The sequence below is a fragment of the Anoxybacillus tepidamans PS2 genome (assembly GCF_000620165.1).
Lineage (GTDB): Bacteria > Bacillota > Bacilli > Bacillales > Anoxybacillaceae > Anoxybacteroides > Anoxybacteroides tepidamans_A.
The window spans coordinates 28,568-50,125 of sequence record NZ_JHVN01000011.1 but is presented as its reverse complement, the minus strand read 5'-3'; the positions used below and the strand labels follow the sequence as shown (position 1 = coordinate 50,125).

At 45.2% G+C, this 21,558-nt stretch carries 16 protein-coding genes and 1 other annotated feature; of the genes, 12 read left to right on the top strand and 4 right to left on the bottom strand.

Annotated elements, in window-relative coordinates:
• The first annotated feature begins 6 nt into the window (after positions 1–6).
• Both spoVID and ysxE read left to right on the top strand, forming a co-directional pair.
• Positions 7–981 carry a stage VI sporulation protein D gene (gene spoVID / locus N667_RS0110260; protein WP_027409486.1) on the top strand — a complete coding sequence of 325 codons (975 nt, stop codon included), beginning with the start codon at positions 7–9 and terminating at the stop codon, positions 979–981.
• An 88-nt stretch (positions 982–1,069) separates the two neighbouring features.
• Positions 1,070–2,116: a spore coat protein YsxE gene (gene ysxE, locus N667_RS0110255; RefSeq protein WP_027409485.1), complete on the top strand. Its 1,047-nt coding sequence runs from the start codon at positions 1,070–1,072 to the stop codon at positions 2,114–2,116.
• Here the strand turns inward: ysxE and N667_RS0110250 are convergent.
• The gene (locus tag N667_RS0110250) at positions 2,063–2,251 is read right to left on the bottom strand and encodes a hypothetical protein (RefSeq protein WP_027409484.1); all 189 of its coding nucleotides are present in this window, start codon (positions 2,249–2,251) and stop codon (positions 2,063–2,065) included. The two genes, ysxE and N667_RS0110250, sit on opposite strands and share 54 nt — an antisense overlap.
• A gap of 152 nt (positions 2,252–2,403) precedes the next feature.
• Positions 2,404–2,636 (top strand) — a binding site (T-box leader).
• Positions 2,637–2,683: 47 nt separating this feature from the next.
• Here N667_RS0110250 and N667_RS0110245 point away from each other — a divergent pair.
• The 4 genes from N667_RS0110245 (at position 2,684) to N667_RS0110230 (ending at position 11,089) form a co-directional block, all read left to right on the top strand.
• Entirely contained in the window at positions 2,684–5,326 is a 2,643-nt protein-coding gene (locus tag N667_RS0110245) for a valine--tRNA ligase (protein ID WP_027409483.1), read from the top strand.
• Between the two features lie 95 nt (positions 5,327–5,421).
• Positions 5,422–6,717 carry a bifunctional folylpolyglutamate synthase/dihydrofolate synthase gene (locus tag N667_RS0110240; RefSeq protein ID WP_027409482.1) on the top strand — a complete coding sequence of 432 codons (1,296 nt, stop codon included), beginning with the start codon at positions 5,422–5,424 and terminating at the stop codon, positions 6,715–6,717.
• Between the two features lie 64 nt (positions 6,718–6,781).
• Positions 6,782–10,222, top strand: a complete 3,441-nt coding sequence (locus N667_RS0110235; protein WP_027409481.1) for a DUF5057 domain-containing protein — start codon at positions 6,782–6,784, stop codon at positions 10,220–10,222.
• An 18-nt stretch (positions 10,223–10,240) separates the two neighbouring features.
• The gene (locus N667_RS0110230; RefSeq protein WP_027409480.1) at positions 10,241–11,089 is read left to right on the top strand and encodes an ankyrin repeat domain-containing protein; all 849 of its coding nucleotides are present in this window, start codon (positions 10,241–10,243) and stop codon (positions 11,087–11,089) included.
• 20 nt (positions 11,090–11,109) lie between these two features.
• Here the strand turns inward: N667_RS0110230 and N667_RS0110225 are convergent, their stop codons facing one another.
• Genes N667_RS0110225 through N667_RS0110215 form a run of 3 tightly spaced genes read right to left on the bottom strand, consistent with a single transcriptional unit; the run spans position 11,110 to position 13,914 of the window.
• Positions 11,110–12,741: a hypothetical protein gene (locus N667_RS0110225; protein WP_027409479.1), complete on the bottom strand. Its 1,632-nt coding sequence runs from the start codon at positions 12,739–12,741 to the stop codon at positions 11,110–11,112.
• Positions 12,742–12,755: 14 nt separating this feature from the next.
• Positions 12,756–13,322 (bottom strand): type II secretion system protein J, encoded by a 567-nt coding sequence (locus N667_RS0110220; RefSeq protein WP_027409478.1) that lies wholly within the window; start codon positions 13,320–13,322, stop codon positions 12,756–12,758.
• Positions 13,306–13,914: a prepilin-type N-terminal cleavage/methylation domain-containing protein gene (locus N667_RS0110215; RefSeq protein ID WP_027409477.1), complete on the bottom strand. Its 609-nt coding sequence runs from the start codon at positions 13,912–13,914 to the stop codon at positions 13,306–13,308. The genes N667_RS0110220 and N667_RS0110215 overlap by 17 nt, the downstream gene beginning before the upstream one ends.
• A gap of 115 nt (positions 13,915–14,029) precedes the next feature.
• On the opposite strand from N667_RS0110215, the gene N667_RS0110210 reads away from it, so the two are divergent.
• The 6 genes from N667_RS0110210 to N667_RS0110185 are packed head-to-tail and all read left to right on the top strand — an operon-like array spanning position 14,030 to position 21,509.
• Positions 14,030–15,460 carry a hypothetical protein gene (locus tag N667_RS0110210; RefSeq protein WP_027409476.1) on the top strand — a complete coding sequence of 477 codons (1,431 nt, stop codon included), beginning with the start codon at positions 14,030–14,032 and terminating at the stop codon, positions 15,458–15,460.
• A gap of 4 nt (positions 15,461–15,464) precedes the next feature.
• Positions 15,465–16,238, top strand: coding sequence for a PRC-barrel domain-containing protein (locus N667_RS0110205; RefSeq protein WP_027409475.1), 774 nt, complete (start codon positions 15,465–15,467; stop codon positions 16,236–16,238).
• Between the two features lie 19 nt (positions 16,239–16,257).
• Positions 16,258–17,565: a VanW family protein gene (locus tag N667_RS0110200; RefSeq protein ID WP_027409474.1), complete on the top strand. Its 1,308-nt coding sequence runs from the start codon at positions 16,258–16,260 to the stop codon at positions 17,563–17,565.
• A gap of 8 nt (positions 17,566–17,573) precedes the next feature.
• Positions 17,574–19,241: a GspE/PulE family protein gene (locus tag N667_RS0110195; protein WP_027409473.1), complete on the top strand. Its 1,668-nt coding sequence runs from the start codon at positions 17,574–17,576 to the stop codon at positions 19,239–19,241.
• An 11-nt stretch (positions 19,242–19,252) separates the two neighbouring features.
• Positions 19,253–20,296: a type IV pilus twitching motility protein PilT gene (locus N667_RS0110190; protein ID WP_027409472.1), complete on the top strand. Its 1,044-nt coding sequence runs from the start codon at positions 19,253–19,255 to the stop codon at positions 20,294–20,296.
• 1 nt (position 20,297) lies between these two features.
• Positions 20,298–21,509 (top strand): type II secretion system F family protein, encoded by a 1,212-nt coding sequence (locus N667_RS0110185; protein WP_027409471.1) that lies wholly within the window; start codon positions 20,298–20,300, stop codon positions 21,507–21,509.
• Positions 21,510–21,558 lie beyond the last annotated feature (49 nt).

Genomic DNA, 21,558 nt, shown 5'->3' with positions numbered 1-21,558 from the left:
GCACGCTTGGAGCAATCATATTTACGTTTTTCGCTTGAGGAATCGATCTGGTTTAAAAAAGGACAGGAAGTCGCGGAGTTTCTCTCTATTTCTTTAGATCCGGTTATTTCCGTTGACGAATATGAGCATTATATTACGATTCGCGGTGCACTTGAATTAAGCGGGGAGTACCGAATGGTAGACGAAGAAGGGGACGAATTAGATTTACATGATTTTAGCACCCATCGCTTCATACAGCAAGTGACGACACGCGAAGATGGTATTAGCGAATTGTTCCATCGTTTTCCTGTTGATATTACTATTCCAAAAAGCCGGATTTATAACTTAGAAGACGTTTACGTAACGATCGAATCATTTGACTATGACTTAGGGGAAGGCGGCCGTTTGTCGTTGATGGCGGATATTTCAATTAGCGGTATCGGAGAAGGCGCGGTCAATGAAGAAGAACTAGGGCAAGAAGAGTCATGGTTCGAACCGTTTGAGGCAGTCGCACGCAAAGAAGTTTATGACAAAGAAGTTTATGAAAGAGAGAATGAGGAAAACGTTGTTGAAAACAACCAAGCAGAAATAATGGAAAATATAGAAAATGAAACAAATAGAGACGATCATGAAAATACCGATTTACATGTAGACGTAGAGCAACTTGAAGAGAAGGAGCCTGTATTGGAAAACGAGGCGAAAGTATCGATCGGGGCAGCGAAACAAAGGGAAGACGATGTGGCGGAAGAAGCAGAAGGCCATCCAAAACCACGAAAAGAAAATGCTCTTTATTTAACAAAACTATTTTCAAAAGAGCAAGGAGAGGATTTTTCAAGAGTGAAAATTTGTATCGTTCAACAAGGCGATTCAATGGACAAGATTGCACAGCGATACGATTTGAGCGTTCAGCAAATATTAAGAGCCAATCATCTTGACTATGAAACGGAACTTCGCGAAGGACAGTTGCTGTATATCCCAGTGCCCGCTAGCAACCGTCCATAAGCTAGATTTTATCTCCCACTTTAACGGCATTATTTGATAGCGAGAAGTGGGGGATTTCTTTTCGATATTGACGAAAGGGGGCTTTCTCTTGCAAGATCAACTTGTTCAATATCGCCCCATTTTGCAGCGTTATCATTTGCAAACATCGCGCATTGATGATTATGGAAACGTCAAAAAAGTGTACACAAACGCTGGAATTTTTGCGCTAAAAGAAATTAAAGATCTAAAATATATTCGGGCAGTAGAGCAAGCTTATTTTTTTTACGGGCAACAAATGATTCCGCTTTATGTAGCGAGAGACGGTGCCCCGTTTGTTGCCAGCAGTGGCCGTTATTATTATTTAATGCCGTGGATTTTATCCGAAGAGCAGAGAACGAAAAGAGAGGACAACCTTTCATTTTTTCGCGATCTTGCTTCATTGCATCAAAAGACGGTACGGGAAGTGGATGTGAATGAAGACGATGTGAGAAAATATTATGAAGCAAGGAAACAGGAATGGGAAAAGCAACGTTCGTTTCTGCAATCGTATGCGGAGCAATGTGAACGGGAATGGTATATGTCACCGTTTCAATTGCAGTTTTGCACGTATTTCCATGAGCTGATGCAGGCGTATTGGTTTGCAGAAACGCAGCTTGAAAGATGGTATGAGAAAGTAAAAGAAACAAAAAAATGGAGAATAGCCTTCGTTCACGGAAAGGCTGTACCGTCGCACTATGTGCGAAACGGGGAAGAAAAAGGGTATTTTTGTAGCTGGGAGCGAGCTTATTGGGCTTCACCATTGGTAGATATATTGACATGTTTCCATGATTACGTGCGAACAGCGCCGCCGATCGGCGAGGAGTGGATCGAGGGAATGCTTGAATATGAACGGCAGCTGGTGGTTCGCGAGGAAGAGCGAGCTTTTTTTTTAAGCCATGCCGCCTCCCCATCTCATGTGTATCGCTTTGTTTCGCGATATGTAACGGATGAGGGGAAAGACATGCATGAGTATGATGGTGTTGTGCGGCTGCAGCGGGAATATTGGGTGGTCAAACATACAGAATATATTGTTACGCGGCTATTACAAAAAGCAGAGCAGTCATCAAATCCACTCGAGGTAGAAAGCGACGGCGATGAGCACAAAAATAGCCAATAAAATGACGTCGAACGTAGTCGGCAAGAAAATCGTGCGAATCGCTTGAAAAATGGTAATTGGGATGATGACTTGCGCACAAATGGCACGAAGCTGACGAAGCCATGGCGGCCACGAATATGGATTGAATCGTCTCATTGATCGTACCTCCTGTCATGTCGTTACTATTACATTATGAAGCTGCGGAATTTTTGTCACCAAAAATAAAAAAGGTGAATAAGTAAATAAAAAAATGGAAAAGATGATTGACGATAAATTGAGTTTTTCGGTAGTATGTATAATGAACAAGACAAAAAGCGAAGATAGGGAAGAGTACGACGCATAACGCCTTCAGAGAGGGAAATCAATAGCTGTGAGATTTCCTAGGAATGTTATCGTTGGAAGGTCGCCCTTGAGCTGCTTCTTTGAACGGCTGAAGCCAAGTAGAAGAAGCCGGTTGCAGCCGTTAATGCTTAAAGCGCTTAAGCAGCCTTGCTTAAGAACAAAGGTGGTACCACGGAAGAATTCTCCTTTCGTCCTTTATGGATGAAAGGAGTTTTTTATTTGGAAAGATGACAGGAGGGAATGAAAATGGAGACGAAAGAATTGACGATGTCGACGAAATACGACCATAAGGCGGTCGAGACGAACCGATATCAATGGTGGCTCGACGGCCAATTTTTTGAAGCAACGGGGGATGAAAAGAAACAGCCGTTTACGATCGTGATTCCGCCGCCAAACGTCACAGGAAAATTGCATTTAGGCCATGCGTGGGATACGACATTGCAAGATATTATTACGCGCATGAAGCGAATGCAAGGCTACGATGTGCTGTGGCTTCCGGGCATGGACCACGCCGGAATTGCGACCCAGGCAAAAGTAGAAGAAAAGCTGCGCCATCAAGGGCTTTCCCGCTATGATTTAGGCCGCGAAAAATTTGTGGAAGAAACGTGGAAATGGAAAGAAGAGTATGCAGCGCATATTCGTTCGCAATGGGCCAAGCTTGGCCTTGGACTCGACTACACACGCGAGCGCTTTACGTTGGACGAAGGGCTATCCAAAGCGGTGTGCGAAGTGTTCGTTTCCCTTTATAAAAAGGGGCTTATTTACCGCGGCGAGTATATTATTAACTGGGATCCAGTAACGAAAACAGCGCTTTCTGATATTGAAGTTATTTATAAAGATGTTCAAGGCGCGCTTTATCATATGCGTTATCCTTTGGCGGACGGTTCCGGTTACATTGAAGTGGCGACAACGCGACCTGAGACGATGCTCGGCGATACAGCGGTGGCCGTTCATCCAGAAGATGAGCGCTACAAACATTTGATTGGCAAAACAGTCATCTTGCCGATTACGGGCCGCGAAATTCCAATCGTCGGCGATGAATATGTCGACATGGAGTTCGGCTCCGGCGCGGTGAAAATTACGCCGGCGCACGACCCGAACGACTTTGAAATCGGCAACCGCCACAACTTGCCGCGCATCCTTGTCATGAATGAAGACGGCACGATGAACGACAACGCGATGCAATATAAAGGCTTAGACCGATTTGAATGCCGCAAGCAAATCGTTAAAGATTTGCAAGAACAAGGCGTGCTGTTCAAAATTGAAGAGCATCTGCATTCGGTCGGCCATAGCGAACGCAGCGGTGCCGTTGTGGAGCCGTACTTATCAACGCAATGGTTCGTCAAAATGAAGCCGCTTACGGAAGCGGCGATTGCGCTGCAAAAAACGGAAGGAAAAGTCAACTTTGTGCCGGAGCGGTTTGAGAAAACGTATTTGCATTGGATGGAAAATATTCGCGACTGGTGCATTTCCCGGCAACTATGGTGGGGACATCGCATTCCGGCATGGTATCATAAAGAAACGGGCGAGGTTTACGTCGATCATGAGCCGCCAGCGGATATCGAAAATTGGGAGCAAGACCCGGATGTATTAGACACATGGTTCAGTTCAGCGTTATGGCCGTTTTCAACAATGGGGTGGCCGGATGAAACAGCTGCTGACTATAAGCGTTATTACCCGACGGATGTTCTCGTTACGGGATATGACATCATTTTCTTCTGGGTATCGCGCATGATTTTCCAAGCGCTTGAGTTTACAGGGACTCGTCCATTTAAAGATGTGTTGATTCACGGATTGGTACGCGACGCTCAAGGTCGGAAAATGAGCAAATCGCTCGGCAACGGCGTGGATCCAATGGATGTGATCGATCAATATGGCGCCGACTCGCTTCGTTACTTCTTGGCGACAGGAAGCTCCCCGGGTCAAGATTTGCGTTTTAGCACCGAAAAGGTGGAAGCAACATGGAACTTTGCGAATAAAATTTGGAATGCTTCCCGCTTTGCCTTGATGAACATGGGCGGTTTAACATATGAGGAAATCGATTTGACCGGCGAAAAATCGGTTGCCGATAAGTGGATTTTAACGCGGTTGAATGAAACAATCGAAACGGTAACGAAGCTGGCGGAAAAGTATGAGTTTGGCGAAGTGGGTCGCGTTTTGTACAACTTTATTTGGGACGATTTATGCGATTGGTACATTGAAATGGCGAAATTGCCTTTATATGGCGCCGATGAAGCGGCGAAGAAGACCACTCGCTCTGTTTTGGCGTATGTGCTTGACAATACGATGCGTCTCCTTCATCCGTTTATGCCGTTCATTACCGAGGAAATTTGGCAGCACTTGCCACATGAAGGCAAATCGATTACTGTGGCGAAATGGCCAGAAGTTCGTTCTGAATTGGTGGACAATGAGGCGGCGGAAGAAATGCGCCTTCTTGTCGATATCATTCGCGCCGTTCGCAATATTCGCGCGGAAGTGAACACGCCGCTAAGCAAGCCGATCAAGCTTCACATTAAAGCGAAAGACGCCAAGGTTCAATCGACACTTGAAAAAAATCGGGCGTATATCGAGCGTTTCTGCAATCCAAGCGAGCTAATCATCGGCACGGACATCGCTGCGGCAGAAAAAGCGATGACAGCCGTTGTCACAGGCGCAGAACTCAGCTTACCGCTGGAAGGGCTTATCAACATTGAAGAAGAAATGAAGCGCCTCGAAAAAGAATTGGAAAAGCTCGATAAAGAGGTAGAGCGTGTGCAGAAAAAATTAAGCAACGAAGGCTTTATTAGCAAAGCGCCAGCTCACGTTATCGAAGAAGAGCGGAAAAAAGAACAAGATTACATCGAAAAACGCGACGCGGTGCGGGCGCGCATTGCTGAATTAAAAGGATAGACAACGTTTGAAGATGTCGTATATGATGAAGACGAGTCCAGCTTACGGATTCGTCTTCATATTTGTATAAAGCAGGCAAAGGGGAGGAACTAGGAATGGTTCGTACATATAATGAAGCCATTGATTGGATTCATAGCCGTTTAAAGTTAGGAATAAAGCCAGGGTTAAAGCGAATGGAATGGATGATGGACAAGCTTGGGAATCCAGAACGCCGCATGAAAGCGATCCACGTTGCTGGAACAAACGGAAAAGGGTCAACCGTTTGTTACTTGCGCCATATTTTGCAGGAGGCCGGTTATTCGGTCGGCACGTTTACGTCTCCATATGTCGAGCAGTTCAATGAGCGCATAAGCGTCAATGGTCAACCGATTTCCGACGAAGAGCTTGTTCAGCTCGTCGACGTGATCAAGCCGCTTGCGGAACAATTGGAAAAGACCGAACTCGGGGGACCGACTGAATTTGAAGTCATCACCGCGATGATGTTCTACTATTTTGGCAGATTGAATGTTCAAGATATTGTGATCATTGAAGCGGGCCTCGGCGGACGCTTTGACTCGACGAACGTTATTTATCCGCTTCTATCCGTTATTACCAATATCGGTTATGACCATATGAACATACTAGGAGAGACACTTGAGGCGATCGCATTTGAGAAAGCAGGCATTATTAAGGCGGGAGTTCCTGTCATTACCGCTGTTGAGCAGCCGGAAGCGCTTCGTGTCATCGAAGAGAAAGCATCCGCTGTGAAAGCAAAGGCGTATGTGCTCGGCAACGATTTTACAATAACAGCCCACTCTCCAACGGAAACAGGGGAGCAATTTACAGTCGAAACGCTGTTTGTGAAATATCCTTCTTTAACAACGACGATGTTCGGGGCGCACCAAGTGAAAAACGCATCGCTTGCGGTCATGGCCGCCGACTATTTGCGTACGTACTACTCTTTCATTATTGAAGAAGAACATATTCGCAGCGGCATTGAAAAAGCAAAATGGATCGGCCGCTTTGAAAAGCTTTCTGATGAACCGCTGTTGATCATCGATGGAGCTCATAATGAAGCGGGAATTAAAAGCTTGATTGAAACGGTACAAACGCACTATGCGGACAAGAATGTGCACATATTATTTGCCGCTTTGTCGGATAAGCCGCTAGACAAAATGATTCAGCCGCTTGCTGATATCGCAAAAACGATGACCTTTACTTCTTTCGATTTTCCGCGGGCTGCCACGGCCAAACAGCTCGAAGCGCTATGCCAGCACCCAAATAAAACGTGCCGTGAGGACTGGCGGGAATGGATAGAAGAAAAGCGAACTTCTTTTAAAAACGATGATCTGTTCTTAATCACTGGTTCGCTTTATTTTATTTCAGAAGTTAGAAAGTTTTTGAAAAATTAATATATTATAAGCGCGAATTGCTGTTATAATGAAAGAAAATAGGACTTAGGGAGGAGGGAGGACAGTGAAAAAAGCATTTTCTATCTTTTTATCAATATTGCTTGTGATCTCCTTTTTTGCCCCTTTGGATAAGGGACATGCCGCTGGTCAGCAAGTTGTATACAAAGTACTAGAAATCGTGAGCCAGTTATCTTCTCCATCACCGCTTGAACAGCAGATCGGAAATCGAAAAGACATGGAGATTACTACGATGACCATGAAGCGGTTTGTGGCGCTGCGCGATGAGTTGGATGGGAAATATGATGCAATTGTCATTTCAACTGGCGATTATAATCCGGCTCCTGTCAATTCATCACCAAGCTACAGCTTGTCGCAAAGGGCAGCGGCGCATGACACAAAAAATGTAATGAACGACATTACGAATTTGCGTGCGCAGCAAATGAAGCAGTTTTATATTGATAAAGGGCTTCCAGTCTTTTTTCATCAAGATATATTAAAATATAAAAGCAGTAAGCTATATCAAAACTTTAACCAGTATAAACAGACAAATGTGAAAAACAACGTTATTTTTTTCGATGACCGAACGAACCTGCAACCGTACTTTGCTAAATTCGGTTCAAAATTTTATGCTGAAAGACCGCAGCTGGAGCTGACATCGATCCCGTCTTCAACCCAAGTTTTTAAAAAGGGTGATACAATTTCTTTCAATTACTCCATTATCAATTATAAGGACTATTCGAATAAGCTTCTTACAGTTAACCTATATATCGACTCTGATTTTAATGATCAATATACGAGCGAGGAAATTGTTGCATCCCAGCAAGTGCAGGGCGAAAACGGGACCATTTCTTATACGCTTCCTGCTGGTTTTTCTGGGGTGCGTTATTGGAAAGTAGAGGTTGTCGATGAAGCGAACACGTTAAAGGATTATGAAAAAGGCTATATCAAATTCCAAGATGTGGTTCCGAAAATTAATGTGTTGCAAATTCGGCAGTCAAACGACGCAAGTTCTTTGTTAAACAGCAAAAATATGAACCAATCCTATTTGAAGCGTACGAATGAGTATGAAATTGCAATCGATGTGACAACTCTCAGTGATTTTCAAAAAAGCAAGCTTTATGAACCGAATTATTCGCATGAACTGATCAATGGCAAGTACAATATGATCATTTTTGGCTTTGCTGATTGTTATAATGGCTGTAACAACCCGATTAATTTAAATGCGAACGCCGTTCAGTCGATTAAAAATTTTATCGCTACTGGACAAAGCGTCATGTTTACCCACGATATTATGTTCGGCAAAAATAACGTATGGGTGAACGAATTCGGTCCGATTGTCGGCCAAATTCAGCCGCAAACGGATTTAGGAAATGGAGCGCCTAATACATCGACAACTACGAAGAAAGTCAATAGCGGCTTAATAACAGATTATCCGTTCTCCTTAGGAGACAACATTACAGTGGCGACAACGCATAACCAATATTATACGCTCGATCTTGAAGACAGTTCCGTTATCCCTTGGTACAACATTGTCGGGTCACCTCGGGACTCGTATGACAGTTGGAACCACTATTATACGTATTCCAAAGGGAATGTGACATACTCCGGAACGGGGCATGTCGGTACATGGGCAGGGTTCCCGGATGACGAGCAAAAGCTGTTTGTTAATACGATGTATCGTGCCTTTTTGGGTTCAAACCATGCACCGCAGATCACTGTATTTACACCAAAAGAAACGGATCAAATTCCAAGCAATCAAAATATTGAATTGTCTTACAAAGTGGAAGACCTAGACCTAACAGATCACACCTTTTCAACAAAAGTATGGTTGAACGGAAATGAAGTGTATTCAAAAAACAACGTGCCAAACGGAACAACCATTATCCAATCGATTCCGCATCAAATGCCGAATGGCGGTGTGGCGACGATTAAAATTGAAGCGACGGATTCCAAAGGAGCGAAAACGACGAAGGAATTTCAAGTTGCCATTGCGAAAGTGACCGCCAATATTGAAGTCAACCGTACAGTTCCGTCAACCTTAGTTCCGGTGAATCGAATGATCACAGTGCAATACACGCTCAATCCGAAGCAGCTTTCGCTCATCGCTAATTCCTTGCTTAATGTAACCAATATTCAATTCCAAGAAACATTACCAGCGGGTGTTGAAGTCGTATCGCTGCCAAACGGGTTTACGAAGCAAGGAACCGTTGACGAAGGATATACGATTAAAGGGACGTTGCCGGATATTATATACAATAAGGTAGGATCGCTTTATACAGCTAATCCACAGACGTTTTCCATTCAATTATCACCGACGCGAAAAGGTGAGTTTTCCTTATCGCAAGCCACTTTATCGTATAAAGATTTGAACGGTCAAACAACGAGCGTATCATTTAATCCGTTACGATTTGTAGCAGATTATGAAATAACAGGTGTTTCGCTGCCGGATACCGTGTTTGTCAATCGAGGTGTTCCAAAAAATTTAAACTTGTTAATGAATGTTTCACCGCAGAACGCCACAATCGCGTCGATTGACTGGAGTGAAAACAGCAATGGTTCGATCGTTTCGGTGGATAAAAACGGAGTGCTGACGGCTGTCAATAAGGGAAGCGCGGAAGTGACGGTAAAGGTAAAAGATCTGTTTGGCAATGAACAAATTGCGAAAACAAAAGCGATTGTCCGCATTCCTGTCGACTCAATCACGATAAGTGACTTTACTGTGGATGTTGGAGAGACGAAGGCTATTCCAATCAATGTCTCACCAGCTGATGCCAAGGACAGCATTTCTTACTCGATTGGTAACGATATCTATGCCAAAATAGACCAAGCGGCAGGAACGATCACAGGGAAAGCTGAAGGAGTGACAACGCTAAAAGTTACTGCTTTTAACGCGAATGACGAAATCATTGAAAAAGTAGTAAATGTCACTGTTCGCGCTGTTCCGGTTCAAGCGGTCGTTGTTTCGCCAGCTGCTGCATCTATCAACATCGGAGAAACGATTTCGTTGTCGGCATCCATTGTGCCAGACAATGCGACATATAAAGAGATTCGCTGGAGCTCGTCCGATCCGAGTGTTGCTACTGTCGATCAAAGCGGCAAGGTCATCGGTGTTGGAACAGGAAAAGTACAAATTACAGCTACCGCCCATAACGGTGTAACAGGGACGGCTGTCATTCAAGTAGGTTCACCGTTGACAGGTATTTCCCTGCCGCCAACGTTGACCGTTGAAAAAGGAAAGACGATCAACGTGTGGTCGTACCTCGCAAAAATACCGAGCAATGCGACAACTAAAATTGTGGACTATCGTTTTAGCATCGCGGACAGCTATTATGCGGTTGTCGATTCTAGTGGCGAGGTAACTGGGAAGCGACTAGGAGAAACGATGCTTACCGTTCAATTAACTGATGAAACGAACCGAACATGGACCGCTACAACGACGGTTCAAGTCGTGGAAAAAGCGAACAACCCACCGCGTGGCGGCAATAAGAATGGCTGGTTGTATTAGACAAGGACGTGGTTCTTTATGAAAAAATTCATCGTTGCCATAAGTATTCTTTTGGCATTAGGCGGGTGCTTTCCTACAAAACAAGAGAAACATCAGCAGTTGATTCAAGCGATCCGAAAAGGAGATAACAAATTTGTGCAAGAATATATTGCGAAAGAAAAGGATATCAATTTTAAAACCAAAAATGGATCGCCTGTTGATATAGCGATGAATCAAAAAAATAAAAGCATCGCAATAGAGCTACTGAAAGCGGGAGGAAAGTCGGCTTACGTGCCGCTTCCTCCGCTTAGTTTCGCAATTGTGGCAGCATCGCCGCAAGGAAATGAAGCAAACAGGCTCATTGTGCAGAAATTAATCAATCAGAAGACGATTGGACAAAGAGATAAGCAGGGCAACACGCCGCTTTATTATGCAGTTGAAAGTGGAGATGTACAGTTGGTTGCTCTTCTATGCAAGCGGGGAGCCATTATTGACGCGGCTAATAAGGAAGGGATCACCCCGCTCCTCCACGCAGCACAACTAGGAAAAACTGAAATGGTCCGCATTTTGCATGAACGCGGAGCAAATGTTAATCGTGCGAACGAAAAAGGGGAAACGGCTTTATTTAAAGCGACAGAAGGAAATTATGTAGAGACGGTACAATATTTGTTGCAGGCAGGAGCGCATGTTAATGCGAAAACAAAAGTGGGGAAAACGGCGTTAATGACGGCGGCTGAATATGGATATGACAGTCTCGTTGCTTTGCTGCTTCGAAGCGGCGCGGATGTACATGTTCAAGACAAAACTGGCAATACAGCTCTGTCGCTTGCGAAATACTGGAAGCATGAAAATATTGTTCGCAGGTTACAGCAAAAAGGAGCGCGGTAATCCGCGCTCCTTTTCCTTTTTTAGTTTATTTGCAGCTTATCAGGAATTAGTGCGAGCTTTTTGACCAATGGGAGACCTAATCCTCGATTAATAAAGACATTGATATCGTATTTAAGAACAAAGCGCGCTTTTGTTGCTTGTTGACCGTCAGGCAAAACAGGCGGCGTGAAGGAAATGTTGTCTCCCCGATCTGAAGTCGATCCGCGGTATGCGTTAATCACAAGTCCTGTTGAATCAGTATCAGAAATGGTTTGATTCCCTATTCCACGAGCAAACAGCCCCCCTTGAATATTAATATACGAACCGACAGCATAAAGGATGGCATTTGAATCAGTGTAAAAGAAACCTTTCAAGTTTGGGGTCGTTAGCGAAAAATTATTTTGAAATTCATTGATACGGGCAATCTCTAGCTCCCCTTTTGTCAATAAAACCACCTCTTTGTTATTAAAGCCTGAAATGGTTGCGTTATAAATAGACGTATTTCCGTATACATAAATAGTGGAATCAAAAGCGACATTTCCGCGAACATCCAAATTGCCTAAAACAATGATATTGCCTTTTATATTTAATGGCGACAAACCGCTATTTTCTAAATACACGTCTCCATTTACAATCAGCCATTGATTGTCATTCAGATCAAGTGATCCGAGATCTAAGTAGGGCGAAGAATATCCAGTAAGTAGAATAGATTTGCCGCTGCTAATAGCATCCGGAAATTTTTGAATGCTATCAATGACAGTAAAATGATTTTGCAATTTGTCTAACAGATCAGGAATGGGCAGGTGCACAAGCGATTTATATTGCTCTTGGGCTTGCGGATCGAATGCTTCGATGCCCGCAGCGCTTAGCAACTTATCTTTTAGAGTAAAATCAAAGTCAACATCGATAAATTCTTCTTGGTCTTTCTGAACAGCAGGGCCTGTAGATTGAAATGGCAACATCGATTCACTAGATGCAAAATGAGCAGAGTTTTTCATAAATCCTGATGGCGAGAGATCGTAACAAGCTTTTGCCCCATTTTGCTGGTCACAAACATAGCGGTTTCCATTTGCAAATAAGATGTTTGTTTCACTCGTTGTCGGAAACGATGTCGGTTCGCTATATTTTTGTGAGTTATAAATATAGTTGGCGACATTGGTCATATAAAAATCTTTGCCAGCATAAATATGGCCATCTATATACATTCCGCCGTTTAATGTGACATCTTCTCGGGAGCCAATCGCATATTTTAAAAAACTCGGCGTATTCGTCACAATAATTTGGCGGGAAACGGTTCTATTTCCTGCTTTTTTGGAAATGATATAAACGCGTGTGAACAGTTTGCCTCGATCAATGTCGTTGTTCGCTGTCACATCTTGAATAGACACATGGTATCGTTCGATTAATTGCTGAAGAAACCCAAACTGCGGGGTTCCTAAGTCGATATCAAGCTGTGCGGGAGTGGACAATTGCAGATTCTCTACCTTCACTTTCATTTCGGCAATGGCTTCTTCGATTGCTTTTGTCGCTTCATGGAGCGATTCGACATCCTCTACCCGCACTTGCGTAAATTTGGCTTGGTAAATGCTGACGGATAAAATGGTGAGACCCAGTATGAAAAAAATGGTGACGATGAGCAGTGTAAGCACTAAGCTATGGCCTTTTTCGTTCATTGTTCCACTTCCTTTTAAAACCCGAATTCCGTCTTTAGCACAAACGGCTTTATATAGAGCACATCGTTCGGTTTTGCGTGGTCGCGATCTTGAACCGCCAGCACGAATGTGACAATGCCGCTATAGCACATATTTCCTTCTTTCTGTACACAGCTATACGAAAGCTTCGATTGATTGGAGATAATTTGTAGTTGGTCCGAACTCATTTTGCCGCCGTTGATGAACAATGCGTCGTTTTGTAGTTCAATATCCAATGTCTGCTTAGCTGTTTCTTGTTCTTCGACCCATCCAACGCTCGGGTTGATCACTTTCTGTTTATTGTTGACAAAGGCAAGGTGCTGGTCAGTTGTGGCGGTCATATCAATTCCGTCAGGCGCGAATTGATACAACTGATTCATGACGGTAGCCACGACATAATCGGCTTCGCTGCGGAGTTGGTTTTCGATGCCGATCTGTTTGTATGCTTTAATGCCGCTTAACAAGACTCCGTAAATGGAAGCGAGAATGAAAGCGGAAATCGCAACAGCTGCAAGCAGTTCCAATAACGATAATCCTTTGTTGTTGTTAACGTATCGTTTCATTGGCAATCACACCTTCGAGCCATTCTGCTTGATTTGGATCGTCTCCCCAGCGGACGATGACATACACTTTCAGCAAATATTTTTGCAGCTTAGGATCGGTATTTTCAATCGCGGTCTCTTTTATTTTTTGCTGTAACGAAGCCGGAAATTCTGCCGGGGGCGACTGCTTTAAATCATTCCAGCGCTGCGGATCGTTATAAGGAATGATAAAGACGTGTATGCGCTGTTCATCATATGTCACATTGTTAATGGTCGGGCGAAACAGCGCTTCGCACACTTGTTTGTTTTCAAAGAGGGACAAACCGCATTTGGCTGCGTCTAGTTCCACATATAGTGCATTTGTACTGTTTATTTCGTCCTCTACGTATTTTTGCAGTGTCGAAAAATCGAGCCGTTCCACGTATGATAACACACCGCGCGCCACATTGATGGCCACCGTCTTTCCTTGGTTGTACGATGTATACTTCATCGCATTGGTGAAAAATAAAAAAATCCCTGCAGCTGCCGCCGATAAAATGACAATCGAGGCCAGCACTTCAATTAATGTAAATCCTTTACATGGGTAAAACGTAATAAATTTCTTTTTCTCCATTTTGCATAGCCTTCTTTCAAAATATGTAACTTTATTATACAATATGTTAGAGTCAAGTATTGTTTTATTTTTAGGAAAATTGTCTTATATTTGCGTCGGGAAACGGGGTGAAATATTGAAGCCGTTTTTATTCATGCTCGCCGCTTTGGTCATTGCCGCCCCTTTGTTACTGATACTGCCGATTGGATTAAGCCGGAGCGGTAAAATAGCGACGTTGGCTGTTTCATTATTATTGTCGCTGCTTGCAGTTTCCGCTCAGTCGGTATTTCCGCTTTGGCAGCTTGGCTTGCTTTTATTGCTGCTTGCTTTAGCGATCACGTATTTGCTTCACCGGCAATTTGGCTATGCGTTATATGCGGCAGCGAAAGGAGAAGAAGAGGAAGACGCTGCGTTTCCTTTTGATACAGAATTCATTGATGAACGGGCGTCAACGGCAATGAAAACGGATGAAAACGAGCTGGCTGTTGTCGAGAATGACGACATTGAGCTCGAAGATAAGATATTGGCAGCTGCGGAACTAGAACTGTCCTCGCAACTAGGAGAAGAGGAAAGCAGCGAGGAGAAATTCAATGATTGGCCGATTCCGTCGTCTGATTCGGAAACAGCGCTTGAAGTTTTGGAAGAAATTGAACCGAAAGCGGAGCGTTTGGATGATGAAGAATTAGTTGCAGCTTGGCCGCTTTCGGCGCTAGAATCAGAGGAATGGCTCGCCGTTGAGTCGGAAATAGATCAGGTAGTCGACAAAGAGCTAAACGATTGGCCGTTTGCCTCTTTACAATCGGAGACGTTGCTTGCGGTGGAGGAACAATCAGCTTTAGAACCTCTTCGCTCCAGTGGTGAGGAACTGGATGATTCTCTGCTTTTCGATACAAACGCGGAGCCTTTCAAAAGCGAAGCGAATGACGAGCTGCCAGTCACGGTTATAGATGCTCTTGATCCATCTGTCGAGGAATCAAATTTGCTGGCAGACGAAGCAGAAGAGTCTATGAAAGGATGGTTCGAACAAGAGAGCGCCTATTTAACGCTGGTTGCGTTAGAAGACTCGGAATTGGAAGCAGACGAACCTGCCTTGAACGATGATAGAACCGATAACTGGAAACATCAAGAGCTATTTGACGATATTGTTCTGCCTGAGAGCGCTGCCCAAGACGTCGATGATGCGACAGCCAAATTGGACGAAGCGTTGATCGGTGAAGAACGTTTAGGGAAAGCGGATCGCGGACAAATGCTGTCATCTAGCGGTTCTCCAGTGCGAAACGTCGTAATCCAGTCACTTGCAATGGAGCTGCAATTCATGCGCGGCCGTTTGGAAAAAGAAGAGTATGAACAGCGCATCTTTCAATGTTTGCGATCTCCGCTTGCCGAACAGGATTATTATATGTTTGCCCGTTTGTTGGCCGAACATTATTTGCTAGAAAAAGAATATGAGAAACTGGCGCCGTGGTTGGCGCATTTGCGTGAGAAATTTTGCAATTATCCTATTTTAATAGATGAAATCGAATTTTTTGCTCAAACAATGAAATCTTATAATGGACAGGTGTGGTGAAGGTATGAAGTATAGTGCGCAAATTGTAGGACTTCCGATTATTAGCATCTCCGATGGCGGACAAATCGGAACGGTAAAAACGCTCGTAATCAACCCTGAAAAAGGGACAATTGATTTTTTAACAATTGAACAAGAAGATGTGCAATTTAGCCTAAAGGCGATTCCGTTTAAAAAAGTCGTCGGCATTGGCGAGTTTGCCGTAACGGTGGAAAATTACGGCGCGGTGATCGATTTAGCGGAGATTCCGATCGCCAACCAGTTAGTCAATAAACAAATCCGCATTAAAAACACGAAAGCGATGACGAGAAAAGGACAGCTGCTTGGCGAAGTGACCGAATTTTTCATCGATGAGGAAACAGGGGACATTATGGGGATTGAACTGCAAACAAACGGAAAGCAAGCCGCGTTGTCTTCTGAGTTTGTATTGACATATGGCAAAGACATTTTAATTGTCAACGAAACGGCCCCTGCTTCCTTAGTCGATGATGCGAGCCAGATTGGACAAAAAAAGGAACCATTCGCTGAAGCAGCCGCGACAACGGATATGTTAAACAGTGCGGAAGCGTCCGAAAAAGAACAGGGGCAAATGACTTTGCAAACATTGCGGGAAAAACAAATTGAATTATTGCAAGGCAAAAAGGTAACAAAAGACATTCTAGATCAAAACGGAAATGTTTTCATTGAGGCGGGCACTGTCTTAACGGCAGAGCATATCATGAGAGCTCAAGAAGAAGGACCGAGCGTAATTATTGATATATCCATGAATGTCGATGCATAAGAAAAGGGGGATTTCGTTTGTGCGGCCATTAGCTGGGGTTAAGCTATTTTTGGCAATTGTTGTTTGTACGGTTTATTTGACAGGTTTTTCGCAAGCCGCCCCCCTTGTCTATCAAACGTTTTTTGTAAAAAGCGATGGCTTTGCCTCAGGCACGATGATTGGACCGGTGTCGATAGCACAGTTGGAAAAAAATGATGCGATGGAAGCGGTACAAAAAAAGATCAATGAATGGACGGCGTCCGTTCATATGAAAATGGTTTACCAAGAAAAAGCGGAAGAGATTCCTGTACCATTGTTTTCATTTCGCGTTGAACAAAGCATCGATCAAGCGGTGGGGGGGCACCGGTCGCCGCTTGTTGTCCAATTGGATGACAAGCTGCTTTCGACGCTATTGGATCAACTCATCTCCCCGACGCTGAAATCTTCTCTTAATCAAGAGCAGCTCAAGCGAGATTTGTTGGCCATTGCGTCACAGCTGCAAACCAATCCACCAGCGCTCGACCTTGCGAACTATGTTGTTGCGCAAAAAGGGGCACAAAGCACACCGATAAGCGAGGCGACGATGGCAGCGTTAGGGGACAGCCGCGCGGAAGTTATCGCGTGGATTCGTGCGCATCGAGAGATTGAAATGAAAGGGAAAAGTGTGTTCTCGCTCGCCTCGTATTTTGCCGACAACGCCTCTCCAGAAGCAATGAGTATGATTGGCACCGCTATTTATGAGGCGATTTTGCCGACCAATTTTACAATTGTCGAGCGCCATACGAGCCGAACTTTGCCATCGGGCCTTCCGCTCGGCTATGAAGTGAAGGCCGATCCGAATATGCGCGACTTCCGTTTTTATAATCCAAATGCGAGTGCATATGTGCTTCGGTTTCAGCCGGCAGGCAGCGGTTTTCACGTTTCGCTGCTCGGGCTGCCGTTTGCGTATAAATACGTAGTTAAAACGAGCGATGTAGAATATTTTGCTCCAAAAACGATCGTTCAATATAGCCCGCTTTTAAAGCCGGGGGAACGTCAAAGAAAGCAAGAAGGAAAACAAGGGATGCTTGTCAAGGTAAAAAAAGAAATCTATGACGAACACAACCGATTTGTTCGCTCGGAAGTCATTGCAGAAGATTTTTATCCGCCGGTATACGCCATTGAGGTTCGCGGTTTAGAAATCGGAAACGACTTGAATAACGAGAATAGAGCATCAGCGACCGATGGGCAAAAAACAACAACCGATTCGGGCAAATTAGAGCAACAGAACGGCGGCGCGAGCCAAAGCGAGCAAACGCCGGCCGCGAATAACAATGAAAAAAACGAGAGCACGCAGTATGAAAAGTAGGGATGAGGATGAAGAAAAAGCAAGAGCGGAAGCGATTAGGAGATTTGCTGGTAGAAGCCGGATTGATTACGGAGCGACAGCTTGAGGAAGCGCTTGAGCAAAAAGCGCCGGGACAAAAGCTCGGCGATGCGCTGCTACAACGGGGCTATATTACGGAACAGCAGCTGATTGAAGTGTTAGAATTTCAGCTCGGCATTCCTCACGTAAGTTTATATCGCTATCCCATTGATCCCAAGCTGACGAACCTTGTGCCGAAGGAATTTGCCAAGCGAAATATGGTGATGCCGCTGAAAGCCGAAGGCGACCGTCTGCTTGTAGCGATGGCCGATCCAATGGATTTTTTCGTCATCGATGATTTGCGTCTTTCGACAGGATTTCATATCGAAACGGCGATCGCTTCGAAAGATGATATTTTGCGCGCCATTAACAAATACTACGATGTCGATGAATCGATGGAAGACTTCTTGCGGATGGTACCGACGCAAGAAACGGTTGAAGAAGAGAGGGTAACCGAAGAAGATTCGCCGATCGTCCGCCTCGTCAATCAAATTTTGCAGCTGGCTGTTGAGCAGCGGGCCAGCGACATCCATATCGATCCGCAAGAAACAAAAGTGCTCATCCGTTACCGAATCGATGGTGTGCTGCGGACGGACCGCGCTTTGCCGAAGCATATGCAAAGCGTATTAACCGCGAGAATTAAAATTTTAGCGAATATGGATATAACTGAACATCGCATTCCGCAAGACGGGCGGATTAAAATGAATATAGATTTTCATCCGGTGGATTTGCGTGTTTCGACGCTGCCGACGGTATATGGGGAAAAAATTGTGATGCGCGTCCTCGATTTGGGAGCGGCGCTTAATGATATTGAAAAGCTTGGATTCAATAAGCTCAATTTGCAGCGGTTTATTGAGTTAATTGAACGGCCGACTGGAATCGTGCTCATTACCGGTCCGACCGGATCGGGAAAATCATCGACATTGTATGCGGCGCTCAACCGGTTAAACAATGAAGAAGTGAATATTATCACGATTGAAGATCCGGTCGAATACCAGCTTGAAGGGGTTAACCAGATTCAAGTCAATCCGAATGTCGGGCTCACGTTTGCCCAGGGGCTTCGTTCGATTTTGCGCCAAGATCCGAACATTATCATGGTCGGAGAAATTCGCGACCGCGAAACGGCAGAAGTGGCGATTCGCGCTTCGCTGACGGGGCATTTAGTATTGAGCACGCTGCATACAAACGATGCGATCAGCACGATTACCCGATTAATTGATATGGGCATTGAGCCATTTCTCGTGGCGACCTCGCTTGCTGGCGTGGTTTCGCAGCGGCTTGTTCGCCGCATTTGCCGCGATTGCCAGCAAGAACAGGAACCGACGAAGCGAGAGATTGAAATTTTTGCAAGGCGGGGGCTGAAGCTAGAAAAAATCATCCGCGGCCGCGGCTGCCCAACATGCAATATGACGGGCTACAAAGGAAGAATTGCTATTCACGAATTGTTGGTGATGAATGATGAGATGCGGCGCGTGATTTTAAATCACGAACCGTTTTCGAAATTGCGCGAGCTGGCGGTCAAAAATAAAATGATCTTTTTGATCGACGACGGATTGTTAAAAGTGAAGCTAGGGCTGACAACGCTTGAAGAAGTGCTAAAAGTAGCAATTTTAAGTTAAAGGTGAGGACGATGAAACAACGATTAGACCATCTGTTGCGGGCGGCTTTCGAATGGAAAGCGTCCGATGTGCACTTGACGGTGGGCGTCCCGCCGATTATGCGCATTAATGGAGAATTGAAGCGGTACGGACAAGAAGCGCTGCGTCCCGAGGACACGGAGGGAATTGCGAGAGCGGTCGTTTCGCAGACGCTATGGGAGCGGTTTGAAGAGCGGGGCGAGCTCGATTTTTCCTATGGAATCCCGGGAGTTTCCCGCTTCCGCATCAACGTATTCAAACAGCGTTCCTGCATTTCGCTCGCGATTCGCGTCATTCCTACTAGAATTCCGACCATCGACGAATTAAAGCTTCCTGAGGTATTGAAGCATATTGCGGCCAAACCGCAAGGACTCGTGCTTGTCACCGGTCCGACGGGAAGCGGAAAATCAACGACGCTTGCCGCGATGATCGACTATATGAACAAAACGATGAAAAAGCACATTATAACGCTAGAAGACCCGATCGAATATTTGCATAAGCACGGCGGCTGCATTATCGATCAGCGCGAAGTCGGATTTGACACGAATAACTTTGCCAACGGTTTGCGTGCCGCGCTGCGCCAAGATCCGGATGTCATTTTAGTTGGCGAGATGCGCGATCTGGAGACGATTCATACGGCGATTACGGCAGCGGAGACGGGGCACCTGGTGCTGGCAACGCTGCACACGTCGAGCGCACCAGCCACAATTGACCGCATTATCGACGTGTTTCCGCCCGCCCAGCAAGCGCAAATTCGCATTCAGCTCGCGTCTGTGCTCGTCGCTGTCATTTCGCAGCGGCTCTTTCCAAATGTGCAAAAAAACGGCCGGGTGGCGGCCACTGAAATTTTAATCAATAATGCCGCAGTGGCCAATTTAATTCGCAACGAAAAAGTCCATCAAATTGTCAATGTCATGCAGACAAGCCGAGCGGCCGGTATGCAGACGCTTGCTTCAAACATTAAAGAGCTGCTGCAAGCGGGACGGATTTCGCAAGAAGCGGTAGAGCCGTATCTTATAGGGGAACGGGGCGAATGACATGCCACAATTCAAATATGAAGGCCGAAATATAAAAGGACAGCGGCAAAAAGGCACCGTTACCGCTTCGACAAAGCGGGATGCTGTCATCAAGCTGCGACAAAAAGGCATTAAAGTCACTGAAATCAGTGAAGTGCCGCCAACGCTGCTAAACAAAGAAGTTACGTTTGGCAATGCGGTCAAGCTGCAAGACTTCGTTATTTATTTGCGCCAATTTGCGACATTGCTGAAAGCAGGGGTGTCCGTCGTTGATTCGACGCGCATTTTAGCCGGACAGACCGACAGCAAGGCGCTAAGCAAGGCCCTCGCTGATGTCGAGGAAGCTTTGCGCGGCGGCAACCCTCTATCAGCGGCCACCGCCAAGCATCCGCGCGTGTTCCCTCCGATGTTTGTCAACATGATGAAAGCGGGCGAAGCGAGCGGAAACATGGATGAGACGCTTGAGCGGCTTGCGGATCATTTCGAAAAGGTGCACCGAACGCGGCAAAAAATCATTTCCGCGCTCGCCTATCCGATCGCCGTCGGCATCATTGCGATTGCCGTTGTCATCTTTTTGCTTGTTGCGGTCGTGCCGACGTTTGTGAAAATGTTTGCCGATTTTCGCGCTGACCTTCCAGCGATTACAAAATTTGTGTTAAAAGCGAGCGAAGTCATGCAGGCGTATTGGTGGCTTGTAGCGCTTGGCGTCTTCTGTGTGTATATGGTGTTTGCGGCGCTCAAAAAACGAAAGCAAAGCAAATATTATCTTGATTATGCGCTATTGCGGCTGCCGATTTTTGGGAAGTTAATGCAAAAAGCGGCGCTGGCGCGCATGACGCGAACGCTCAGCTCGCTGTTTTCAAGTTCTGTTCCGATTTTGCAGGCGCTGTCGATTGTTGAAGATGTCATTGAAAACGAGGTCATCGCCAAAGTGCTCAAAGAAGCGCGTGATGCGCTCGAACAGGGGCAATCGATGGCTGAGCCGCTGAAAAAACATTGGGCGTTTCCGCCGCTTGTTACGCAAATGATCGCAATCGGTGAACAAACCGGTTCGCTCGATGCGATGCTTGCCAAAGTTGCTGATTTTTACGAGGCGGAAGTGGATGCCGGAACGGATCGCTTAAAATCGTTGATTGAGCCATTGATGATCGTACTTTTGTCAGGGGTCGTAGGAACGATCGTCACATCGATCATCGTTCCAATGTATGATATTTTCAATCATATCCAACAATAATTTATTTTCAAAAAAATGATAGATATTGTAAAATGATAGATAAAAAGAC

What these genes read in the sequence shown, in the direction of transcription:
- N667_RS0110195 (WP_027409473.1), top strand. Translation starts at nt 17,574, where the DNA reads ATGAAGAAAAAGCAAGAGCGGAAGCGATTAGGAGATTTGCTGGTAGAA.
- N667_RS0110245 (WP_027409483.1), top strand. Translation starts at nt 2,684, where the DNA reads ATGGAGACGAAAGAATTGACGATGTCGACGAAATACGACCATAAGGCG.
- N667_RS0110225 (WP_027409479.1), bottom strand. Translation starts at nt 12,741, where the DNA reads ATGAACGAAAAAGGCCATAGCTTAGTGCTTACACTGCTCATCGTCACC.
- N667_RS0110240 (WP_027409482.1), top strand. Translation starts at nt 5,422, where the DNA reads ATGGTTCGTACATATAATGAAGCCATTGATTGGATTCATAGCCGTTTA.
- N667_RS0110250 (WP_027409484.1), bottom strand. Translation starts at nt 2,251, where the DNA reads ATGAGACGATTCAATCCATATTCGTGGCCGCCATGGCTTCGTCAGCTT.
- N667_RS0110230 (WP_027409480.1), top strand. Translation starts at nt 10,241, where the DNA reads ATGAAAAAATTCATCGTTGCCATAAGTATTCTTTTGGCATTAGGCGGG.
- N667_RS0110190 (WP_027409472.1), top strand. Translation starts at nt 19,253, where the DNA reads ATGAAACAACGATTAGACCATCTGTTGCGGGCGGCTTTCGAATGGAAA.
- N667_RS0110220 (WP_027409478.1), bottom strand. Translation starts at nt 13,322, where the DNA reads ATGAAACGATACGTTAACAACAACAAAGGATTATCGTTATTGGAACTG.
- N667_RS0110185 (WP_027409471.1), top strand. Translation starts at nt 20,298, where the DNA reads ATGCCACAATTCAAATATGAAGGCCGAAATATAAAAGGACAGCGGCAA.
- N667_RS0110205 (WP_027409475.1), top strand. Translation starts at nt 15,465, where the DNA reads ATGAAGTATAGTGCGCAAATTGTAGGACTTCCGATTATTAGCATCTCC.
- N667_RS0110215 (WP_027409477.1), bottom strand. Translation starts at nt 13,914, where the DNA reads ATGGAGAAAAAGAAATTTATTACGTTTTACCCATGTAAAGGATTTACA.